Genomic DNA, 21,729 nt, shown 5'->3' on the forward strand with positions numbered 1-21,729 from the left:
AATACTGAAGAATTGAAACAAAAAACCTGATGAAAAGCACATGCGGGAAATTTCGTACCGCATTTTTTTTGACCAAACACTATTCTCTCACTTTCTAAACTAAAAAAGGATTAATGAAAAGCACTTTCTATGTATGCATAACTATGGTTGTAATGGCAGGCTTTACTACTCATGCATCTGCACAGGAATCAGCCTCTGCTACTGCTACCGCTACAGTTATAACACCTATCAGTATCGTCAAAGATGTTGATATGAATTTCGGCAACGTAACCGTTCAGTCTACCACTAGTGGTACGGTTGTATTATCTCCGGCAGGTTTGCGAACTGCAACCCTTGGGGTAAAACTTCCTTCAACCAATGGAACAGTATCTGCCGCTTCGTTTACGGTGAGTGGCACAGGCAATTATCATTACACGATCACCTTGCCTCTTTCTGCCGTCACTATCTCAAGTGGTGCCAATACTATGACCGTAACTACGTTTACGAGCACCCCGTCAGGAGCTGGTGGTGTACTCACAGCCGGTGAACAGACCCTCAACGTAGGCGCTACTCTGAATGTAGGAGCGGCTCAACCTTCTGGAGTGTATGTTTCTGATACCCCTTTTGATGTTATCGTGAATTACAATTAATGCCTCTTACTTCCGGATACGGTACACATTGTACCATATCCGGAATTTTATACACCACTACTAAAAACATATCCATGAATGTGCGCGCAAAGGTATTATGCTGTATTACCCTGCTTATGACCTTTTTTCCAATAGGACTTGCAGCACAAGGGGGCTTGTTGATAACCCCGGGAAGGGTGGTCTTTGATGGCCAGAAAAGAATGCAGGAGCTTAACCTCGCTAATGCAGGGAAAGATACAGCAAGATATCTTATCTCTTTTATAGAAATAAAAATGAATGGGGATGGCACTTTTGAGCAGATCACGCAGCCGGAACCAGGGCAATATTTTGCCAGTAATAACCTTCGGTTTTTTCCACGCAGTATAAAGCTTGCTCCCAACGAGTCGCAGGTGGTGAAGTTACAACTGGTGAAGAATAGCCAGCTGGCGCCTGGCGAATACCGTTCGCATATGTATTTCAGAGCCGTTCCAGAAGAAGTGCCGTTGGGAGAAAAAACGCCCGGAAAAGATCCTTCCGGTATATCTGTACAACTCAAACCCATTTTTGGTATTTCCATTCCTGTTATTATAAGAGTGGGGGAAAATAAAGCAGACGTAAGCATTTCAGGTGTAGCCCTTGCATGGGGGGAGGATCTGCAACCCATTCTTAGCATGGTACTCAACCGCACCGGAAATATGTCCGTTTACGGAGATCTTAAAATAGACCTCATTTCACCAAAAGGAAAAATAACACAGGTAGGAGATATAAAAGGAATTGCTGTTTATACGCCCATTTCCAGCCGCAGTATGCGGGTGATGCTCAATAAAATTGCCGGTGTCGATTACAAAACCGGAAAATTACATATCACGTATACAACTCCTTCCACCGGAGGATCCGTAAAAACAATAGAAACAGAGCTCATGCTATTCTAACGGAAATCTATTGCTGCAATCAGGCAGGCAATTGTAATATAATTCCGAAATATGAAAAACATTTACATATCCTCTTTATTCGTTTTACTGGCATTTATAAGCCTCCCGCTATCTGCTCAAACTATTACTAATTATACTTTTGCTGCTTCTACCGGTACTTTTACTGCTTTAACAAGTCCAACAGCTACGACCTGGTCCGGTTTAACCGATGATGCCATTTCTGACATTATACCTATTGGATTTGATTTCTGGTATATGGGTGTTCATTACACTTCCGTATCAGCCAGTACGAATGGCTGGTTGGCACTTGGTACTATTCAGACGGATAATTTATATACCAATAATTTGTCTTCCGCAGGTGCACCCAGGCCAGTGATTGCCCCTTTGTGGGACGATCTGGATGTTGTTGCATTTACAAATGTTACCTATAAAACAACCGGTACGGCTGGCAGCAGGGTGTTTACCATACAATACCTGAATGTAAAATGGTATTACCTGGCCTCACTTAGTGTATGTTCTTTCCAGGTAAAACTTCATGAAAGTACCGGCAAGATTGAATTTGTTTATAGATCAGAATTAGGGCCCGCTTCCAATACTTCCGCATCTATCGGTATTACAGCTGCTGCAACAGGATCGGGAACTTTCCTGTCCGTCAGTAATGCGGGAACTACTGTAAGTTCAACCGTAGAAGCCAGCATCACCACCAAACGTGCTTCTGGCGCCACATATGGCTTTACCCCGCCGGTTCCCGCAGCTCCGGGTAGTTTAACATTCTCGGGTATTAGTAATAACGCTATGACGTTGAACTGGGTTGATCTGTCTGCCAATGAAAGAGGATTTGCCATTTATAGTTCAACAGATGGGGTGAATTATAATTTTGTTACACAAGCTGGTGCTGGTAGTACCAACTCTTCTCAAACCGGATTAACCAGCAATGCTACTTATTACTGGAAGGTATATGCAATTACAGAGGGTGGATTAAGTAGTGCATTAAGCGGTAGCCAGGCCACTATTTGCAGCCCGCCTGCGGCCCCGGTTGTTACAAGCCCGGTGGCGTATTGTCAAAATGCTGTTTCCATACCATTAACTGCCACAGGAACAAATCTTTTATGGAGCGTGGGAACCACCATCACAGGAGCAGCGGGAGGTACAGGTACATTATCGGTAACTGCTCCGATAGATGGTGGAACGAATAATAAGAAGATCAATTTCACCACCACAACAGCGAATGTTACCATTACTGCTGTGGATTATTATATTCCTGCCAATCAGCCCGTAAGCGGCCTTGTTCTGGGTATTTTTAACAGTGCGGGTACTCTTATTTCCACATCCTCCACTACTACCACACAAATAGCCGGTGCTACTTCCGTTACCAAAACCAACCTGTTTAATTATAATATTGCAGTTGCCGGTAACTATAGCATAGGCATAGTGTCTGGTACTGGTATTATAGGAAGTGATAATCCCGGCTTTCCTATCACGGAAGTTACAGGCACCATTAATATTACGGGTGTTTCTGTTGCAGGCTTCAGGTGTTTTAATAATATCCGCTTTGTTGTGAATGGAGGTTCATCTACAGCGCCTGCTCCTTCTACTGTTAGTACAGGCTCCACAATTTACAAGGTTACGCAAACAGTGAATGGCTGTGTTAGTTTGCCTGCAAATATAACAGTTAACATTACAGCCCCTAATATATCCCAGGTACCAACTGCCAGCCTTATCTCCAAATATGTTTTTAACGGGAATGCAAATGACGGCACGGGCAATAATACCGGTACATTGCAAAATGCTCCTGCACTGACCGCAGACCGGTTTGGTATTGCCAACAGCGCTTATGCCTTTAATGGTACATCTCAATACATATCTACTACAAGCGCCTATGTAAACCCCAGTAACTTTACGGTTTCTATCTGGTTTAAAACAAATACAACCACGGGCGGAAAACTAATAGGCTTTGGAAGAGAACAGTTAGGTTCGAGCGGGCAGTTTGATCGTCATATTTATATGAACAATGCCGGCCAGGTATATTTCGGTACTTATGCAAACGGCGTAGTGACCGTCAATTCGGATCTGTCCTATAATGACAATAAATGGCATCTGGCTACGGCTTCTTTATCAACCACAACGGGTATGGCCTTATATATAGACGGCACCCTGATAGCTGCTAATGCTACGGCCACTACTGCTGAAAATTATACAGGTTACTGGAGGATAGGATTTGATAATTTGAGTGGCTGGACGTCACAGCCTTCCAGTTTTTATTTTAACGGTTCGCTGGACGATGCATTGATCTATGACAGAACACTCAGTGGTGCGGAAATAGCAACATTATTTGTTTCTCCGGATGGAGCCGGCAACAACGGTCCGGCATGTGCCGGATCATCCATTACCCTTAGTGCTACAACAATAGGAGGCGCTACGTATGGCTGGACGGGCCCGAATGGTTTTACCTCTTCCCTGCAGAATCCTGTTTTTACTTATACAGCCGCATCAGCAGGTATATATACATTGAAAGTAACAATAGATGGATGTATTGCAACCGCCTATACAAATGTGGTGGCTTCTGCCAGCTCAGGCCAGTGGACCGGTAACGTCAGCACGGATTGGGCAAACGGGGGTAACTGGTGTACCGGTATTGTGCCAACTGCTGCAACGAATGTTGTGATCCCGTCAAGTGCCACACGGATGCCATCTATTATCAGCAGTGTTACGTGTAAAGATCTAACTATTAATAGTGGTGCAACGCTTACCATTTCTGTTGCAGGCACTTTAAATATTGCCGGTGCACTCACTAATGGAGGTACTATCACGAATGGCGGAACCATTAATTTTAATGGTACTGCAGGGCAACAAACATTTTCAGGCATTACTTCCTTCTATAATTTAACCATCAGCAATACCAGCGGGCTCCTGCTGCCGGGCACCATCACCATTAATAATAACCTCACTATTGCTGCCGGTACACTGAATGCTAATAACTTTAATGTAACGGTGAATGGTAACTGGGTGAATAATGTTTCCACTGCAGGTTTCACCGGGGGCACGGCTACCGTAACTTTCAGTAGTGCTGCAGCACAAACCATCGGGGGAACATTTGCCACCACCTTTAATAATTTAACAGTTGCAAATACAGCAGGTGCTGTTACTTTAAATGGCAATATCCAAATAGCCGGCAACCTTTCCGTATCCAGCGGAATTTTCGACCTCGGCGCGTTCACGGCGGACCGTACCAGCATGGGAGGCATACTTACTGTTGCTAATAACGCAACATTGAAGATTGGAGGAACGAATACATTTCCGGCTAATTATGCCACTAATACATTGGTGGTAGCAAGTACAGTATTATATTCCGGCACTAACCAGGCCATAGCCAACCAGGCATATGGAAATCTTACACTGAGCAGTTCTGTTGGCGCAGCTGTGAAAACATTTCCGGCTACAGCATTAGATATTATTGGTAACCTTACCAGTACCGTGGGCACTGGTACTGCGGTTACATTTACAGCAGCTTCCGCTATAACCGTTAACGGAAATGTTACTATTGGCGCCTCCACGATATTTAATGGGGGCAGCTATGTTCACAACATGGGGGCATCCTGGGCTAACGGCGGAACTTTTAACGGGAACAGCAGTACCATCACCTTTACTGGTGCAGGTGCTGCCATCAGTGGCGCAGGCGCACAAAACTTCAATAATCTTACCGCTGCTGCTTCATTGGTCCACTTCTCTGCAGGAAGCATCAGCTTATCAGGTAATCTTACTACAACCGCCGGTGGTTCCTTCAGCCAGGCTTCCGGTGGAACATTATTGATGACAGGTTTGGGTACTACTATCTCTGGTGAAGGCGTTTCTCCGGATAACCTGAGCATTAGCGGAACGGTTAGCAGTACCGCATTATTGAATATTACAGGAAACTTAGCAGTGAGCGGAAGCTTTGATGCAAGTGCGGCGCCTGTAACAATGAGCGGCACTTCAAAAAGCATATCCGGATCAGGAAGCAAGAGTTTTGGCGTATTATCTATTACAGGCACTATCACTACCGATGCAGATCTTTCCATTTCATCAGGTCTTTCCGTGAATGGAAGTTTATCCGCATCTGCAGGAACAGCAACATTCACAGGCGTATCTACGCTCGGTGGACCAGCAAACCTGTACAACGTTACCATCAATGGAACATCATTACAATTGTCCAGCAATGCAACATTGGGAGTTGCCAATGCATTAACTGTCAGCGCCGGTAATCTGGATGTAACTTCATCCATACCCAATATGGTCAATTTTAATGGTCCAGGTGTTCAGAACATTCCAGCTATAACCTATTATGATCTCGTGTTTTCCAATGGCGGCAGCAAATCAGCTCAGGGTAATTTAACTGTCAACAATAATATAAACATTGCCAGTGGGGCCACGTTTCTTCCCGGGGCCTTTACCCATTCAATTTATAATGACTGGACCAACAACGGCAGTTTTACCGCGGGTACCAGCACCATTCAGTTCCTTGGAACTGCAACAACTAGTATCAGTGGGAATACCACGTTTAATATACTGACTATAAATAATAGTGCTTCGTCAGCGGAAATTATCCTGGAAAGTAATGTAACTGCCGATATCGTAAATATGATCATGGGCATTATTACTACCGGTACAAACACGCTCACCATTACAAATACAAGAACGGGCAATGGTAAAATAACAGGGAATATTCAGCGTACGCATAGTTTTACAACAGGCATTCCTTATGCTTTTGAAACCCCCTATAATACCATTACTTTTTCATCCGTGTCTTTGGTAACCAGCATTACCGTTTCTATCACAGAAGAAAACATTAAAGATTTCCCTTTTGGGGGAGCCGCCAATGAGCAGTATATCATATCTGTTCCATCAGGAACATATAATGCTACGCTTAGGCTGGATTATGAGGATGATGAACTGAATGGGAACAATGAAGCGTCCATGACATTATGGAGATTTAACGGAACCTCATGGGCCTCTGCTGGTAAAACAGCCAACAGTACGATCCTGAATTACGTGGAACTGAGTGGTTTAACAAACATTGCCGGCCGCTGGGCTATGTCTGGTGCCGCTAACCTTATTCAATGGAATGGCAGTGTTAGTACGGACTGGCATAATGCTGCCAACTGGACTACATTACAGGGTGCGCCCACAATGCCTCCTTCCATAACAGATATTGTTAATCTGGGAACAGCTCCATTTAATTTTCAACCAACTATCAGTGCCGGTGCATCGGCGAAGAATATCCATTTTGGAGATGCCCAGGCATTAACGTTATCGATTGCCGGCGGCGGATCGCTTGCTGTTGCAGGGAACGTTGATGGTAGCTGGAGCACCAATGTAGTGCATACTATAAATGTAAATAACCAAACCTTCACTGTAAACGGGAATGTAGATCTGAGTAATGGTATCAATGGTCAGGCCACAAACCTGAACATAGGCTCCGGTACCGTTAATATCTTCGGAACACTAACGGAGTCCGGTAATGCCAATATTACTTTCAGTGGTGCCGGAATCCTGAATATTCATGAGGATTTCAATTATATAAATGGTGTATTCAGTGCCGGAAATGGAACCGTAGTATATAATGGAGATGGAAACCAGAACATTGCAAATGTGATCTATCATGACCTTACCATTGATAAACCGGCGGGATTATCTGCTATACATGATTCTGTAACTGTTTTGGGAAATGTATTGATTGCATCCGGTGAACTGGATAATTATGCTATTACTACAATGGCAGGAAATGTTACCATTTCTTCAGGGGCTGTCATGCATAATAATGGAGCTTTGTCTATCGGCGGTAACTGGCTTAATAATGGAACTTATATAGCTACAGGAGCAGGTACTTCATTTAATGGAAACGGTACACAAACGATCTCCGCTTCAACATTCAACAATCTGAACATCAAAAAACCGGTAGGTACGAGTGCTGTGCTCACAGGTAATGTTATTATAAATGGAGATCTGACGATAACATCCGGTACGCTTGATATTCAGACATTTGATTGTAACAGGAGCGTTCTGGGTGGAATTGCTACATTAGGGGATTCCGGTACTATCATCATTGGGGCTGATAACGCCCCTGCTACTTTTACCAGCTATGTATTGGGTGATTCAAGTACGGTTGTTTTCAATGGCAGCAGTGCACAAACACTATACCTGCCCGATGTCAGTTTCGGGCATCTTATTTTGCGTAATGGAGGCCTTAAAACATTAACTTCACCCATTAACATCAAAGGCAATCTAACAATAGAAAGCGGATCTTTCTTTGACGGGAGTGATGATGTCATTACACTGTATGGGCATTGGATAAACAGGGGAACTTTTATCCCATCAGCAAGCACCATTTTATGTAGCGGTACGGCAAAAAACATTGAAGGTAATGTTACTTTTAACCATGTAGCCATTTTTGGAAGTTATACGATCCTGAATGATGTTACTTTTAATGGACTGCTGAATGTTACCAGTACGGGATCCTTAATGGGCGGCCCTGCTATTCATACACTGCTTCATGGGGATCTGATAAACAGCGGGGTATTGTATACCCTGGGAACCACCTCTTATTCAGGGAATACGGTACAAACCCTTAGTTTGATCAATGCCATAACAACCGTTGCATTGACAGTGAATTTTAATGGTACAATACCACCTGTACTTAACTCTACTTCTACTGCGCAATTTGGCTATTTGAACATTAATAATACAGGAGGGATAAATCCAAGCGTAGGCTGGAATATCTTGTATTCATTGACAGTGGGGGCCGGGGCATCATTCAACGGTGGTGTTCCTACACATAATATATTGGGCGCCGTTACTAATAATGGGAAGATCACCAGTAATGGAAGATTGAATTTTATTCCCTCTTTAGCAGCAACGTTAGATCTCGGAAGTGATTTCTCCAGTACCGGGACAGTAAATTTTGGAGGCGCCGGTGCAATGACCCTTGCAGGCGTTCCGGATTCTTTCCACAATGTTATCATTGCCAATACAAATAGTGCAGGAATATCTTCTTCTGCGGACTGGAAGATTAAAAATGATCTGACAGTCAACAGCGGTTCTATACTGAATGCAGGTAGTTATACTTATTTAGTAGGAAGAAATATTGCAAACAGGGGAGTGATCAACAGAGGTACTTCCAAATTTATATTGAATGGAACAGCTATACAGGATGTTTATTCAGCATCTGCATTTAATGATCTTACGATCAATAAAGTAACGGGTTCAACAGTCCAGTCTTCTGATATAACAGTAAATGGGGTCTTAGATTTTATAGCAGGTCAGATCACAACAGGTAACAATATCCTTATACAGCCTTCTGCCGGAACAGTTACCGGCGCTGGCCAGAATACGGGCTGGGTGTTTGGGCAACTCCGCAGGAATATAACAACAGGGGCTAACACTAAAACATTTGAAGTGGGGGATTCTTTAAACTATACGCCTGTTTCTGTAGCGTTTTCAAGTGTAACCACGGCCGGAGACCTTACCGTCTTTACCACTGCCGGAGATCATCCCGATATTAGTAATTCCACTATTAATACGTCTAAAAGTGTGAACAGGTTCTGGACCCTCTCTAATAGTGGCATCTTGTTTACAGACTATAGTGTAACCTTCAATTACGCGGCTACTGATCTGGATGCAGGCATAAACACCAGTGCGCTGATCATAGGAGACCGTGTGGATGGGGTGTGGATGTATCCTTCCATTGGAACGTTATCCGGCAATAGTGTGCAGGCAACAGGACTCAGCCATTTCCAGGATTTCCAGATAGGGCAGATGAATATTTATATAAAAACATGGGATGGCGGTGCAGGGACCAGCAACTGGGGAGATGCCGCCAACTGGAATATTGACGGTGTTCCTGTGGCTACTGATAATGTGGAACTGACGGGTGCCTATGTTATAAACATTGATGTAGCAGCCGCCACTAATAACTTATTGCTGAATAACGCCAACCTGTTGCTTACCAGTACTTCCGGTCATTCCCTTACTGTATCCGGCAACTTTACATTAAGTGCCGGTACATTTAATATGGCTGCTGCATTTCCGTCCATTTCCGGAACAATTGATCTGACTGGCGGCACAGTTGGATTTACCGGTAGCGGCACGCAAACAATTCCGGCATACAATTATAATAATGTAACCAGTAGTTCAACCGGGAACCGTGTATTGGCAGGAAGTGGTATCATTGGTATTGCAGGAGCATTTGCACCAGGCAGTAATAACTATACGGTCACCGGCAGTACAGTTAATTTCAATGGTAACGGGGTACAAACCGTAGCTAAATTTAACTATAATGATCTTGTATTAAGTAATACGGGAGACAAGATATTTAGTAGTGATACAACAGGAATTGCAGGAGCCATATCAATTACAGGAAGTGCAACAATAAATGCAACGGCCAATTCTTCCACGATCAGTTATAATGGGGCGGCAGATCAGACCATAGAAGAGATGACCTATTATAACTTGGATGTAAAGAGTACGGGAGGGGTGGTTTGTTTCCTTGATGCCACAATAAATAATGATCTAAGCGTTACCTCGGGAACTGTTAGCATTGGTAATGATGCAGCAGTGCATACGATAGGAATAAGCAGGAATATAATGGTTGCCAGTGGCGCTACGTTTGATGTTTTCGAAAATTCAGATGCTACACACCTGCTTTATATACAAGGCAACATCGTTAACAATGGCACATTCAACCTGAGGGCTGATGCAGAGAGTTTATGCAATGTGACATTTAATGATAATACTGATCAATCCATTTCAGGGTCTGGTGTGATCACAAATTTTAATCTTATCAATATAGACCTTGGTGATGAGGATTTCCTGGATGTTACTGCCACAAATTTCTCCGCGCCGGCAGGGTTCCTCACCCTCAGCAATGGATCCTTTAATCTGAACAGTGCCGGGGTAAGCATAATACCATTTACTACAGATATTACTACCGGTAACTTTTTAATACCCGCCACGGCTGGCTTATGGGTAAATGCGGGAACTATTAATTCCGCTAATATGAACTGGACAATAGCCGGTGTCATAAAAATTACCGGAGGCACAATGAACATTGGCAGCCTGTCCGATAATGTTGCCATCCCTAAGAGTACAGGTACATTCAGTATTTCGGGTGGAAACCTCAACCTGGCATCCCGGATAAGTAATCCTGGTGCAACATGGACGCTGATGATGAAGGGAGGAACGATGACCGTAAATACCCGGGGAAGTACGATGGCGGATATTGCACCATTTAATATGGATGCAACGAATTGCGTGTTTGATATGTCCGGAGGTACCATCAGTATTCAGCAATCAGGAGGAAGCACAGGCCAGCATCTGGGATATAATAACCTGGCAATGGGGGGACCCGGCTTTGCGGGAGGAACTTTGCAAATCGGGAATATCACTACACCCTCCGCTCAAACGATGATAGTTACTTCAACAAATCCGTTGCATGCTCTGCTGGTGAACAGTACTAATGCTACAGCCCTGCTTCAGTCAACAGATCTGACAATAACGAAAGATGTTACTATTGCGGCAGGTGCGTTGGATATAAACGGCCAGACTTTAAAGATCGGAGGTGTTATCAGTAACAGCGGGATCTTTAAAGCAAGTGTTGGAAAGATAGAAATGAACGGTACTGTTGCGCAAACAATTCCTGCAGCTGCCTTTACCGGGAACGAGGTGGAAAATCTTACTATCAATAATAGTGCAGGCGTAACACTGGGGGGAGCTTTGCAACTCACAGGAATATTACTCGCATCTAACGGGCAGCTGAATGCAGGTGGAAATCTTACCCTTATTTCAACCGCCCTGCAAACTGCATTGATTGATGGAAGCGGAGCAGGAGATGTGCTGGGCAACGTTACCATGCAACGTTATCTTGCTACTGGTTTCGGTTATAAATATTTCAGCTCTCCATTTCAGGCAGCTACTGTCAGCGAATTTTCAGATGACCTGGACCTGGGTGCCGCATTTCATACTTTTTACCGGTATGATGAGGATCTGCCATCTTCCGGCTGGGTCAATTATGTGGCTCCTGCAGGTATCCTTAATCCCCTTGCTGGTTATACCGCTAATTTTGGCGCTTCATCTGCTCCCAGAACAGTAGATGTAACGGGAGTGGTTAACAACAATGTTATTTCTACAACTTTCTATAATCATAACAGGCCTTACACGCTGGGCTTTAACCTTGTAGGAAATCCATACCCTTCACCAATCGACTGGGATGCCTCCAGTGGCTGGAGCCGGGCGGGCATAGATGATGGGGTTTATTACTTTGATAATGGTACTGCCGATCAATATACGGGAACTTACAGTTCATATATAAATGGTATCTCCAGCAATGGTGTTGCCGGAAATGTTATTGCTGCCATGCAAGGCTTTTTTGTGCATGTTTCCAACGGCAGCTTTCCCACGTCAGCCACCTTATCCCTCAATAATAATGCACGTATCAATAACCTGCTGCCTGATTTCCACAGGCCTATGCCTCCGACCATGCCACTGCTCAGGATGAGTGCCGGGTTTGCCGACGAAAGGAAAGCGGTGGACCATGCTGTGATCTATTTTGAGAATGATGCCACTGCAGCTTTTGACCAGGAAATGGATGCGCTCAAGTTGATGAACACAGATGTACTGGTACCAAGCCTTTATGTACTGGCTTCTGATGCGGCAAGGCTTTCCATCTGCGCATGGCCTCGTATGCAGGATAGCACCGTGATACCACTGGGGCTGAAAACGGAACATGCCGGATGGATCACTTTTAATGTAATTGATCTGGACCGGATCCCTGCTGGCCGGCATATTTACCTGTATGATGTGAAGACCGGGATTAAACAGGATCTGCAGGATAATCCTAAGTACCGCCTGCAACTGGATACCGGCAGATATGAGAACAGGTTCTTCCTGGTATTCCAGCTCAAAGATCCCGCAGTACCGCCTGTGGCCACCGGAACATTCAATGCATACAGCATGGGGGGGAATCTGTATGCGGATATCAGCAATATGCCAGGCGGGAAATGTGATGTTGTGGTCACTAACATGCTGGGGCAGGTTGTTCAACGTACGCCGCTTTACGGTAATGGTCATCACAATCTTGGATCCCGGTTCAGCAGTGGAATATTCATTGTGAGTTTTTATACGCAACAGCAAATGATTTCAAAAAAAGTATTTATTAGCCACTAATTATCCAGCTAAATGAACAACGATAAGATATTATTATTCATCGGAAAACTGACAGTGTGGCTGTTGTGTTGCACCTGTTTTTCTGTGCAGGCACAGCAACCGCCTCCACGCCCGATAGCTATATATGTTAACCCGGCACAGGGCCTGATCTTCGGTGCTTTTTTTCAAGGTGTTTCAGGAGGTACGGTGATCGTTTATGCGGATGGTTCACGCTCCGTTACGGGCAGCATTGTACAGGCAAATCTTGGCTTTCCTTTTTCGCCTGCCATTTTTGAGGTAGATGCTAATCCGGGGACGCTCATTACTATATTGAACGGCCCGGACATTACGCTCTCCGGCAGCAACGGAGGATCGCTGCACTTACATCTGGGTGCAGCCAGTACCGGCTCCCCATTTGTTGCAACGGCAATCTCGCCTGGCAGAACACAGATCAGGATAGGAGGTACGCTTACCGTAGGCAGCCCCCTGGCAAATCCCGCCGGGTCTTACAGTGGTTCTTTTTTAGTCACTTTTATCCAGGAATAACAGCATGATATGCAGTATCACCCATATTATATCCTTCTTTTACCACATGCGGTATGCTGCATCTGTGCGCGTACAGTATGTTGTGTTGCTATTGACGGTGTTCTTTACTTTACCTGCACTTGCCAGGCAAAAGGAGCCTGAATACACAGAGACTTCCATCTTTCTTACGGTAGAAGGTATAGGGGGAACGGAGGTCTCAGCGATTGTATATCATGAAACAGGATATTTGTCTATTACCGAGGTGTTTAATTATTTGAGGATCAGGAACCAGCTTTCAAAAAATTCGGATGTTGTCTCTGGCTCTTTTATCTCAGAACAAGCTATTTTCTCCATCGATAAAACGCATAACCAGATATTATTTAAAGGAAAGATCATTGAATTGCAGCAGCAGGACCTCATTGCCACTGCAACTGATCTCTTTATGAAAACGGAGCTCTTTGGCAGCATGTTTGGATTGGACTGTAAATTTAGTTTCCGCAGCCTGTCTGTTAATATGCGTACAAAACTGGAACTGCCGGCTATCCGGGAAATGCGTGAGGAAACGATGCACCGTAATATTAGCCGCCTTAAAGGGCAATTAAAGGCAGATACCGTGATCCGCAGGAGTTACCCGCTTTTTCAATTCGGCATGGCAGATTGGTCTGTTATTGCTTCGCAAAGATCGAAAGGTGTGAGTGATACCCGGCTCGGCTTATCACTTGGAGCCATACTTGCAGGCGGAGAAGCGAATGTATCGCTTAATTACAACAATTACGCCCAACAACAGCGGGCCATCACCCATGATAGCAGCAATAACATAAAACCTTTTGACAGGCGGCAGCAATATTATCGCTGGCGTTATGTAAATAATGATCACCGGGGATTGCGGCAAATAACAGCCGGAAAGATATTTGTACAATCCACCGCTTCTATATATGATCCCGTAGTGGGCGTTCAGATCACTAACACACCTTCAACGTACAGGCGGTCTTTCGGTTCCTATACCCTGAGTAATTTTACAGAGCCGGGTTGGGCAGTAGAACTCTATGTAAACAATGAACTGGTGGATTATAAAAAGGCGGATGCTTCAGGATTTTTTTCTTTTGAGGTTCCATTAGTTTATGGTAACTCATTGGTGAAGCTTCGTTTTTACGGCCCCTGGGGAGAAGAGCGTTTCCGCGAGGAGAATATCAGCATTCCTTTTAATTTCCTTCCCCATCGGGAGTTTGAATATACTGCCAGTGCAGGAGTGGTGGAAGACAGTACTAACAGCCGGTTTGGCCGTATCAGCCTCAATTATGGGGCTACAAGACGCCTGACAGTGGGCGGAGGTGTTGAATATCTTTCTTCTGTAGCATCCGGAAAAAGTATGCCGTTCATTAATGCTTCCATGCGGTTAGGAGCTAAACTCTTATTGGCCGGAGATTATACTTATGGTGTAAGAGCAAGAGGTATTATGACCTATCGCCTGCCTTCCAACCTGCAATTTGAAATGAATTATTCGAGGTATAAAAAAGGACAGAAGGCCATCAATTACAACTACCTTGAAGAACGTAAGCTGATCATCTCTAAATCTTTTACCGGCCGTAATATGGCCGTGTTTTCCAGAGTTACGCTTAACCAGATCATTTTGCCGGAAACAAAGTATACTACTGCAGAATGGCTGATCTCCGGGGCTTTGCTGGGAGTAGGGGCCAACTTAACCACATATGCTATATTAACGGAACAGGCTGATCCATATGTATATAGTAATCTGTCTCTTTCTTTCCGCTTACCGGATCAGATTCTGATCACTCCCCAGGTGCAGTATGAATACAACAACAGCAAGGTCATAGCAGCAAGGTGCGAATTAGGGAAATATCTTTTCCGTTATGCTTACATGAATATATCCTATGAAAAGAACTTCAAAAGTAATTTTACTAATGTAGGAGTAGGTGTGCGCTTTGATTTCTCCTTCTCCCAGATAGGACTCTCTGCATGGCGTACCAATGAAGAAAATTTGCTGATACAATCTGCCAGAGGCGGTTTAATATTTGATGGAGGAACAGGCAGTGTAAGCATGAATAACCGTGTCAGTGTAGGCACCGGGGGGATTGCTATCCTGGCTTTTCTGGACCTCAACGGCAACGACCGCAGGGATAAAGGAGAACCTAAATTAGAGGGTTTACAAATAGCGGTGAACGGTGGCCGCATTTTTCATAATAAAAGGGACACCAGCATACGGATACTGGAATTAGAACCCTATTCAAATTATATCATTGATACGAAAGGCAGCAGCTTTGAGAACATCGCCTGGCGGATCAAGCGGCCTACGATAAGTGTAATGATAGATCCTAATCGTGTAAAGCTGGTGGAAGTGCCGGTTGTGGTAGCAGGAGAAGTATCGGGAAGTGTTTACCTGGAAGGTAAAGGCCTTGGGCGTATCGTCTTAGGTATTTACAGGGAAGATAATACACTGGTTGCAAGGGTGCTTACGGAAACAGATGGATTTTTCAGCTTTATGGACCTTGCCCCAGGCAATTATACGGCAAAGATAGATACTGCACAATTACTAACCCTCGGAATGACCGCAAGTCCTTCGGCTATTCCTTTTCATATATCAGGAAACAGAGAAGGAGATGTGGTAGATACGCTGGAATTCCAGCTGCAGAAAAGCAAATAACACACCCCGAATAGCGTTCCAGGAATCGCTTTATCCCATAAATTAACAATAGCCGGCTTTTTGCTGCCAGTGATCACAATCATTTCTAAATGGATGCTGGTCATTGTTCAGGATGGTATACCGGTGTACTTTTGTCAGGAAGAAATGGCAACGTAGATACAACCTATACCATAAAGCTTGTCCTATCCCCATACTTTTTGTGACCTTTTTTTATCATATCCCTACCAATGAAAAACCGATAGAACCGAAAACACCGCCTGTTTATCCCGTTTAAAAAATTGACCGATGAAAAGGAGACGTAAAAACAATAAAAAATTCACGGGTACAAAATTAGGTACGCTAACTGCCGCAACACAGATCATTAAATTGGACGGCACGCTCCATATATCCGCGGGACCAACCGGGGGAACAATACATTTCTGTTACTCTTTGTATGTGATCGTGAATTATAATTAGTTATTACACATTATTTAAACCATAGACTATGAAAAGAGAATGCGCCGCTAATATTATTACTGCTTTATTGGTCATCGTATTCGTTTTTGCAGGAACAATAGCACTCTTGAATTACGGAGGTTTCAGGGATCAACTGAGCGGCTTTCCTTTAACAACGGATTATGCTGCTGGTTTAGCCTGGCGACTGCCTGCATTTCAACTCATCCTGTCTTATTTCCTTTTATGGCCTAAGACCCGCGTAAAGGCTATGTATGCATCTTTTGTATTGCTGTTCACCATTGCTGTTTATATGGTGTTAATGATAAACGGGCTTTATGATATGCCTTTTATGTCACCTGCATTGTTTGCCATGAACATCATATTGCTGCTGCTGACGATAACAGGTATCATCGCTTCTAAGAAAACATTGGTTGCGATCCCTGCATAAAAAAATGAGACTGACCGTAAGGCCGGTCTCATTTTTTGTAAATATTTTTCAGGTCCTTTTCAAACAAGGTGAAATCATCAGTATAGAATTTCTTAAAATCAGGTACACTCACCTGCCCCGGAAAAGGTGCATAATAATGCGCAGGACTATTCATATCATTACGCCACACCAGTACATAACATAATTGCAAGCCGGGTGTTTTCATTACTTTCAAAAGCGTTCCCGTCCACCAGTTGACATTAGGAATGGATTCCAGTCCTGTTTCCGTGAAAGCGGCCAGCTTTCCATGCTCACGCCCATAATCAGATACGATCTTTAACTTGCGCGCAGCCGTTTCCAGATCATAACGATCCCGTCCCATATCTCCGTAGTTATCCATACCTACCATATCTACCCATTCGTTTCCAGGATAACGTTCCAGGAATTCTTCTCTGGTGTTGAATTTATTATCCGGTGAAAAAGCATAGATGAAATTATGCACCTGCAAACTGTCCCTCAAATAAGAAACCGTAAAGCGCCACAGTGAGATAAAGTCTTCGCGGGAAGTATGTCCTTTGCCCCACCAGAACCAGTCCCCGTCAAATTCATGAAAGGGGCGGAAGATAACAGGTGCCAGTGTTCCATCCTTTCCCTTTACACTGTGTGCCCATTCACCAATGCCGCGGAGGATCTCTTTGTAAGTTTGATGAGCGTTGCCGCCGGGGATGATATATTTAACTGCTGGCAGAGAAAGAGAATCCACCCAATAAAAACCACCTCTAGAAACAGGATTAGAGAAATGCCACGCAGCAGTAACCACACCACCACGGTCATAAGTATCTACCACCGTTTTCCTCACTTGCTCTTTCGCTTGCCGTATCGCTTCAGGAGAGCTGCCAGAGAACCCCATGAAATCAACACCTATCACAGCCGGATGAGAACCCACTACAGATTTTACATCAGACCTGTCTGGTTCATTAGCCCAGCCATGCCCATATTCAGTAGCATGCTGATGCCCAAACAATGTATGGTTATTGGAGAGTTTATAAAGATTTTGAAATAACGCTTTTGTTTCACGCGTGGCTTTTGCATCTATAGTTTGTGCTGCAGTAATCTGTGCATAACAACATAAGATGAGGATAGAGAGCTTTTTCATTACACTAAAAGTAAAACATCTGCTGTATCCCATAGTAGTACTATTTTTTCCAACTCTTGTACTTATCGTCAATTTTGTCACAAAATGCCTCTTAATTAACGTAATACCCCCCGTTTGGAGTGAAAGATGTAGCCTAAGTTTGTAAGTATAAAAACCTACGATATGGCAACGGAACTAAATACGGAAATCAAAGAAACCGCCGCTACATTATTACAAACGCTGGCTTCCTTCAACAAGGAACAACTAAACAAAGTTCCCTTTGAAGGAAGCTGGACGGCGGGGCAGGTGGGAGAACACCTCATCAAAGCAGTATCTGCAGAGATCTTATATGGCAATACAACAGAAACAGAAAGGCTACCGGATGTAATGGTGAAGCCACTCAGGGATCAATTCCTGGACTTTACCATCAAGATGAAGTCGCCGGATTTTATTCTCCCGTCAAACGGGCCGCATGATAAAGAAAGGTTGACCAATAAGCTCAGTAAGATCTGGGAGGATATAGCAGAGGCTGCGGAGACGCTGGACCTCACTAAGACCTGCCTGGATTTTGAATTACCCGGCGCTGGTCATCTTACGCGGTTGGAGTGGCTGAATTTTATGATAGCTCATACAAAACGGCATACCCATCAGCTGAATAATATTTCCAAAGCACTGGCTGCATAAAATAATAAAGGCTTTCGCAAACGAAAGCCTTTATTATGAAAAACGAATGTTATTTCAGCTATAGCCGAAGGAGTACTGCTTTTCGCCCTTCCAGCTTTGACGCATGGCCCAACGACCATAATTGTTTCTACGAGAGCTGTCAAAATAGAAACTAAAAAATTCTTTCCATCTAGGATAGTACAGTCGAATGACGTACATAGTAACAAAAGTTAGCATAGGGATATGGTATATAGGATTATCAATAGGCTCTTCTGATGGTTGCATCCTTTCAATGCAAACAGTGGTTTTCTCGTTCTATTCTGTGGTATTTATAAGGCATCCGGCTCCTGAGCCGTTACAAGGTCTTTATCTGCACTGGTATTACCCGGGATTTCAAATATAGAGATTAATTATAAACTGTAATATAACACGTATGTGTAATTTTCTAGCGGTGGATATAATAAGCATTCGCCTGTGCCGTTGGAGTCACCACCAGGTCGTTTATGCAAACATGCGGAGGTAAGGAGCAGCAGTAAAACACCACATCCGCCACATCTTTGCCGCTTAAAGGAGTGAAACCATCATAGACACTTTTAGCGCGGGAGGCGTCTCCTTTAAAACGTACCAGGGAAAATTCTGTTTCCGCGGCGCCGGGATGTACTGCGGTTACTTTGATATTGTAAGGGAGCAGGTCTATCCGCATTCCCTGGGAAAGGGCATCCACCGCAGCTTTGCTGGCACAGTATACATTCCCTTTGGCATAAACGGTTTTGGCAGCTGTAGAACCTATGTTCACAATATGGCCTTTTTTACGATCCCTCATCCAGGGGATCACCACACGGGAAACATACAGGAGTCCTTTCACGTTAGTGTCTATCATGGTATCCCAATCATCCGTATTACCCTCATCGATGGTGGAGAGGTCCAGGGCCAGGCCTGCATTGTTCACGAGTACGTCTATTGCCCGCCATTCTTCTTCCAGTGACCCTAAAGCAGTTTGTACCGCTTCCTTGTCCCTCACGTCAAATGCGAGGGTCTTTACCCGGATCTTATATTGCTGCTCCAGTTGTTGCTGTAATTCCTGTAACCGCTCTGCTCTGCGGCCGGTGATCACTACATTATATCCTTCTTCGGCAAACCTTTCTGCGCAAGCTTCTCCAAATCCGGCAGTGGCGCCGGTGATCAGGGCAATTTTCATGTTACGTTGTTTTAGCGCAACAAAGTTACCGTTCCTTTTTTGAAAAGTTTCCTGCCGTTGAGGTCTACCCCTTCCAATATCCAGAGGTAAGTGTCTATGGCAGCCGGACGGCCTTTGAAGTAACCGTCCCATCCTCTGCGGAAGTCCAGGGAACTGTGCATGAGTTCTCCCCAGCGGTTGAAGATGCGGAAGAAATGATATTCTTTAATACCTACCGGAATGAACCGGAAGTAATCATTGGTGCCATCGCCATTAGGCGTGAAAGCATTGGGGATATAGAATTCGGGGCCGGTGTAGTATTTAACATTGATGGAATCATACCCCACGCATCCCTGCTGGTTAGAGACCCGCAGCACATAGTTTATTTCATTGTTCCAGTTCAATAGAGGGTCTCGTTTATTGGCATCGCTGAGTCCTGTGGGTGGCCACCAGGCATAGGTATCCCCTCCGGATGCCTGGAACTGCATCGCTTCCCCTCTGGCAAGGATCGTATCGTTCCCTGCAAAGGGATTCACTTCATAGAGCCGCAGGTTCTGCGTTACTTCTGCTGCGCAGCCCCTGTTGGTTTGTAATGTGAGCCGGACCGTATACACTTCTCCCTTCGGGAACTTATATACCGGTCGTTGCTGCAGGGAAGTATCCAGTTTGGTATTGGGTACGCCAAAATCCCACTTCCGGCTGATAATACGGCCATAACGATAAGAAGAGGTATCATCGAAATACACCGGGTTCTCACGGCATAATCCATTCACGGTAAAGCCTGCACGCAATCCCGGATAATTGTTGATCCGGCCTGTTGTACTATCTGTGCAGGGCAGGCCGGGATTTACCACCAGTTTAACGTTGTAAACACCGGTATCAGGGAACTGGTGGAAGAATACATCACGCGTAGTGGTAACCGTGTCTGTACCATCACTGAACGTCCAGCGGAAAGTGGAAGTAAAACCTGCCACGCTGTTGTTGGTGATAGGCACGGAAAACCCGAGTGTATCACTACAGTTATTGAGCAGGGAAGGAGTGGATGCTGTGATCCGTGTTACACAATTGTAGACGGTGATCAGCAAGTCTTTATGATGGGTGCCCAGCGCCTGTTTGGTAACCCTGTCATATTCTGTAACACATACAGATACTACGAATTTGCCGGGCCTGTCCGGCACACCGGTGATGAGGCCATTGTTGTCAATGGCCATAGCGGGATTTCCGCCCATGGGGGCGCCTCCATGATAAGGCGGAATGTAACTGACTGTTGTGGTGTATGGTGGGGGAGAAACGGATTCGTTATTGCGGGTATTTCCGCCCGCCAGCGCACTGCATAGTTCATACGTTAAACTATCACCGTCAGGATCTGTGGCAGAATAGTTATACCGGAAGGGAAGTCCTGCACAGATCACAGGTGCTTCATCAATACCAAAATAAGCGCTGTTATTTCCAGGTCTTGAACCGGTACCGGGTATCACGGTATAAAAGGTAGAACCTTCTCTTTCTGAATTGTAGATGTTAGTGAGTGCTTCCCCGCGGCAGCATCTCTGATAAGAAATATAATAACCGCCGGCGATGGGCGCCAGTTCAATTGTATCGCTGATATAAAAAGCTACTTCCAGGTAAATGGTCTGCGGGGCAAGGCAGGGATTCTTCAACGTGTCCCTCAATGGACGGGTGTATTGTATGTTCAGTATTTTAGCGGGTGTTACGCGGGTGCCTGCTGAATTGAAAATGTTGATCGGTACGGGGTTCTCAAAATAATCCAGGCAGCCCTGCCGGCTGCCGCATACAAAGTCTCCATCCCGGTATAATTTGAGTGTGATCACGTAACGGAAACTGCCATTCATTGGATTGAATCCTACCGTGCGGTAAAAGAGTTCCCCGCCAATTATATGGTAGGCATTTGCGATGCTGAAAAGCATGCAGCTAAAGATAACGAGGAATACAAATTTGCCCATGGGGAAAGGCTTGTTGTGCTCTCTGAATT

10 protein-coding genes are annotated in these 21,729 nt (G+C 44.6%); 7 read left to right on the plus strand and 3 right to left on the minus strand.

Features of this window, described 5'->3' with window-relative positions:
- The first annotated feature begins 113 nt into the window (after positions 1 to 113).
- From GFS24_RS23675 to GFS24_RS23700, 6 genes are all read left to right on the plus strand, one after another.
- Positions 114 to 629 (plus strand): DUF4402 domain-containing protein, encoded by a 516-nt coding sequence (locus tag GFS24_RS23675; RefSeq protein WP_153663953.1) that lies wholly within the window; start codon positions 114 to 116, stop codon positions 627 to 629.
- 116 nt (positions 630 to 745) lie between these two features.
- On the plus strand, positions 746 to 1,540 hold the full coding sequence (locus GFS24_RS23680) for a molecular chaperone (protein WP_153663955.1): 795 nt from the start codon (positions 746 to 748) through the stop codon (positions 1,538 to 1,540).
- Between the two features lie 51 nt (positions 1,541 to 1,591).
- Positions 1,592 to 12,736, plus strand: a complete 11,145-nt coding sequence (locus GFS24_RS23685; RefSeq protein WP_153663957.1) for a LamG-like jellyroll fold domain-containing protein — start codon at positions 1,592 to 1,594, stop codon at positions 12,734 to 12,736.
- 12 nt (positions 12,737 to 12,748) lie between these two features.
- On the plus strand, positions 12,749 to 13,261 hold the full coding sequence (locus GFS24_RS23690) for a DUF4402 domain-containing protein (protein ID WP_153663959.1): 513 nt from the start codon (positions 12,749 to 12,751) through the stop codon (positions 13,259 to 13,261).
- A gap of 4 nt (positions 13,262 to 13,265) precedes the next feature.
- Positions 13,266 to 15,902 carry a hypothetical protein gene (locus tag GFS24_RS23695; RefSeq protein WP_153663961.1) on the plus strand — a complete coding sequence of 879 codons (2,637 nt, stop codon included), beginning with the start codon at positions 13,266 to 13,268 and terminating at the stop codon, positions 15,900 to 15,902.
- Between the two features lie 484 nt (positions 15,903 to 16,386).
- Complete coding sequence (locus GFS24_RS23700) at positions 16,387 to 16,785, plus strand: MauE/DoxX family redox-associated membrane protein (RefSeq protein WP_153663963.1); 399 nt, start codon at positions 16,387 to 16,389, stop codon at positions 16,783 to 16,785.
- Positions 16,786 to 16,813: 28 nt separating this feature from the next.
- On the opposite strand, the gene GFS24_RS23705 is transcribed toward GFS24_RS23700, so the two are convergent.
- Complete coding sequence (locus tag GFS24_RS23705; protein WP_153663965.1) at positions 16,814 to 17,920, minus strand: glycoside hydrolase family 26 protein; 1,107 nt, start codon at positions 17,918 to 17,920, stop codon at positions 16,814 to 16,816.
- A gap of 162 nt (positions 17,921 to 18,082) precedes the next feature.
- Between GFS24_RS23705 and GFS24_RS23710 the strand changes: the two genes are divergently transcribed.
- On the plus strand, positions 18,083 to 18,583 hold the full coding sequence (locus GFS24_RS23710; RefSeq protein ID WP_153663967.1) for a DinB family protein: 501 nt from the start codon (positions 18,083 to 18,085) through the stop codon (positions 18,581 to 18,583).
- 424 nt (positions 18,584 to 19,007) lie between these two features.
- On the opposite strand, the gene GFS24_RS23715 is transcribed toward GFS24_RS23710, so the two are convergent.
- Both GFS24_RS23715 and GFS24_RS23720 read right to left on the minus strand, forming a co-directional pair.
- Complete coding sequence (locus GFS24_RS23715; RefSeq protein ID WP_153663969.1) at positions 19,008 to 19,760, minus strand: SDR family NAD(P)-dependent oxidoreductase; 753 nt, start codon at positions 19,758 to 19,760, stop codon at positions 19,008 to 19,010.
- 11 nt (positions 19,761 to 19,771) lie between these two features.
- A complete protein-coding gene (locus GFS24_RS23720; RefSeq protein ID WP_173003177.1) occupies positions 19,772 to 21,664 on the minus strand; it encodes a PKD domain-containing protein in 1,893 nt (630 codons plus the stop codon).
- Positions 21,665 to 21,729 lie beyond the last annotated feature (65 nt).

This window comes from Chitinophaga sp. SYP-B3965, assembly GCF_009647655.1.
GTDB lineage: Bacteria > Bacteroidota > Bacteroidia > Chitinophagales > Chitinophagaceae > Chitinophaga.

Coding starts and splice junctions, on each gene's coding strand:
- GFS24_RS23675 (WP_153663953.1), top strand. CDS start 114: ATGAAAAGCACTTTCTATGTATGCATAACTATGGTTGTAATGGCAGGC.
- GFS24_RS23680 (WP_153663955.1), top strand. CDS start 746: ATGACCTTTTTTCCAATAGGACTTGCAGCACAAGGGGGCTTGTTGATA.
- GFS24_RS23685 (WP_153663957.1), top strand. CDS start 1,592: ATGAAAAACATTTACATATCCTCTTTATTCGTTTTACTGGCATTTATA.
- GFS24_RS23690 (WP_153663959.1), top strand. CDS start 12,749: ATGAACAACGATAAGATATTATTATTCATCGGAAAACTGACAGTGTGG.
- GFS24_RS23695 (WP_153663961.1), top strand. CDS start 13,266: ATGATATGCAGTATCACCCATATTATATCCTTCTTTTACCACATGCGG.
- GFS24_RS23700 (WP_153663963.1), top strand. CDS start 16,387: ATGAAAAGAGAATGCGCCGCTAATATTATTACTGCTTTATTGGTCATC.
- GFS24_RS23705 (WP_153663965.1), bottom strand. CDS start 17,920: ATGAAAAAGCTCTCTATCCTCATCTTATGTTGTTATGCACAGATTACT.
- GFS24_RS23710 (WP_153663967.1), top strand. CDS start 18,083: ATGGCAACGGAACTAAATACGGAAATCAAAGAAACCGCCGCTACATTA.
- GFS24_RS23715 (WP_153663969.1), bottom strand. CDS start 19,760: ATGAAAATTGCCCTGATCACCGGCGCCACTGCCGGATTTGGAGAAGCT.
- GFS24_RS23720 (WP_173003177.1), bottom strand. CDS start 21,664: ATGCTTTTCAGCATCGCAAATGCCTACCATATAATTGGCGGGGAACTC.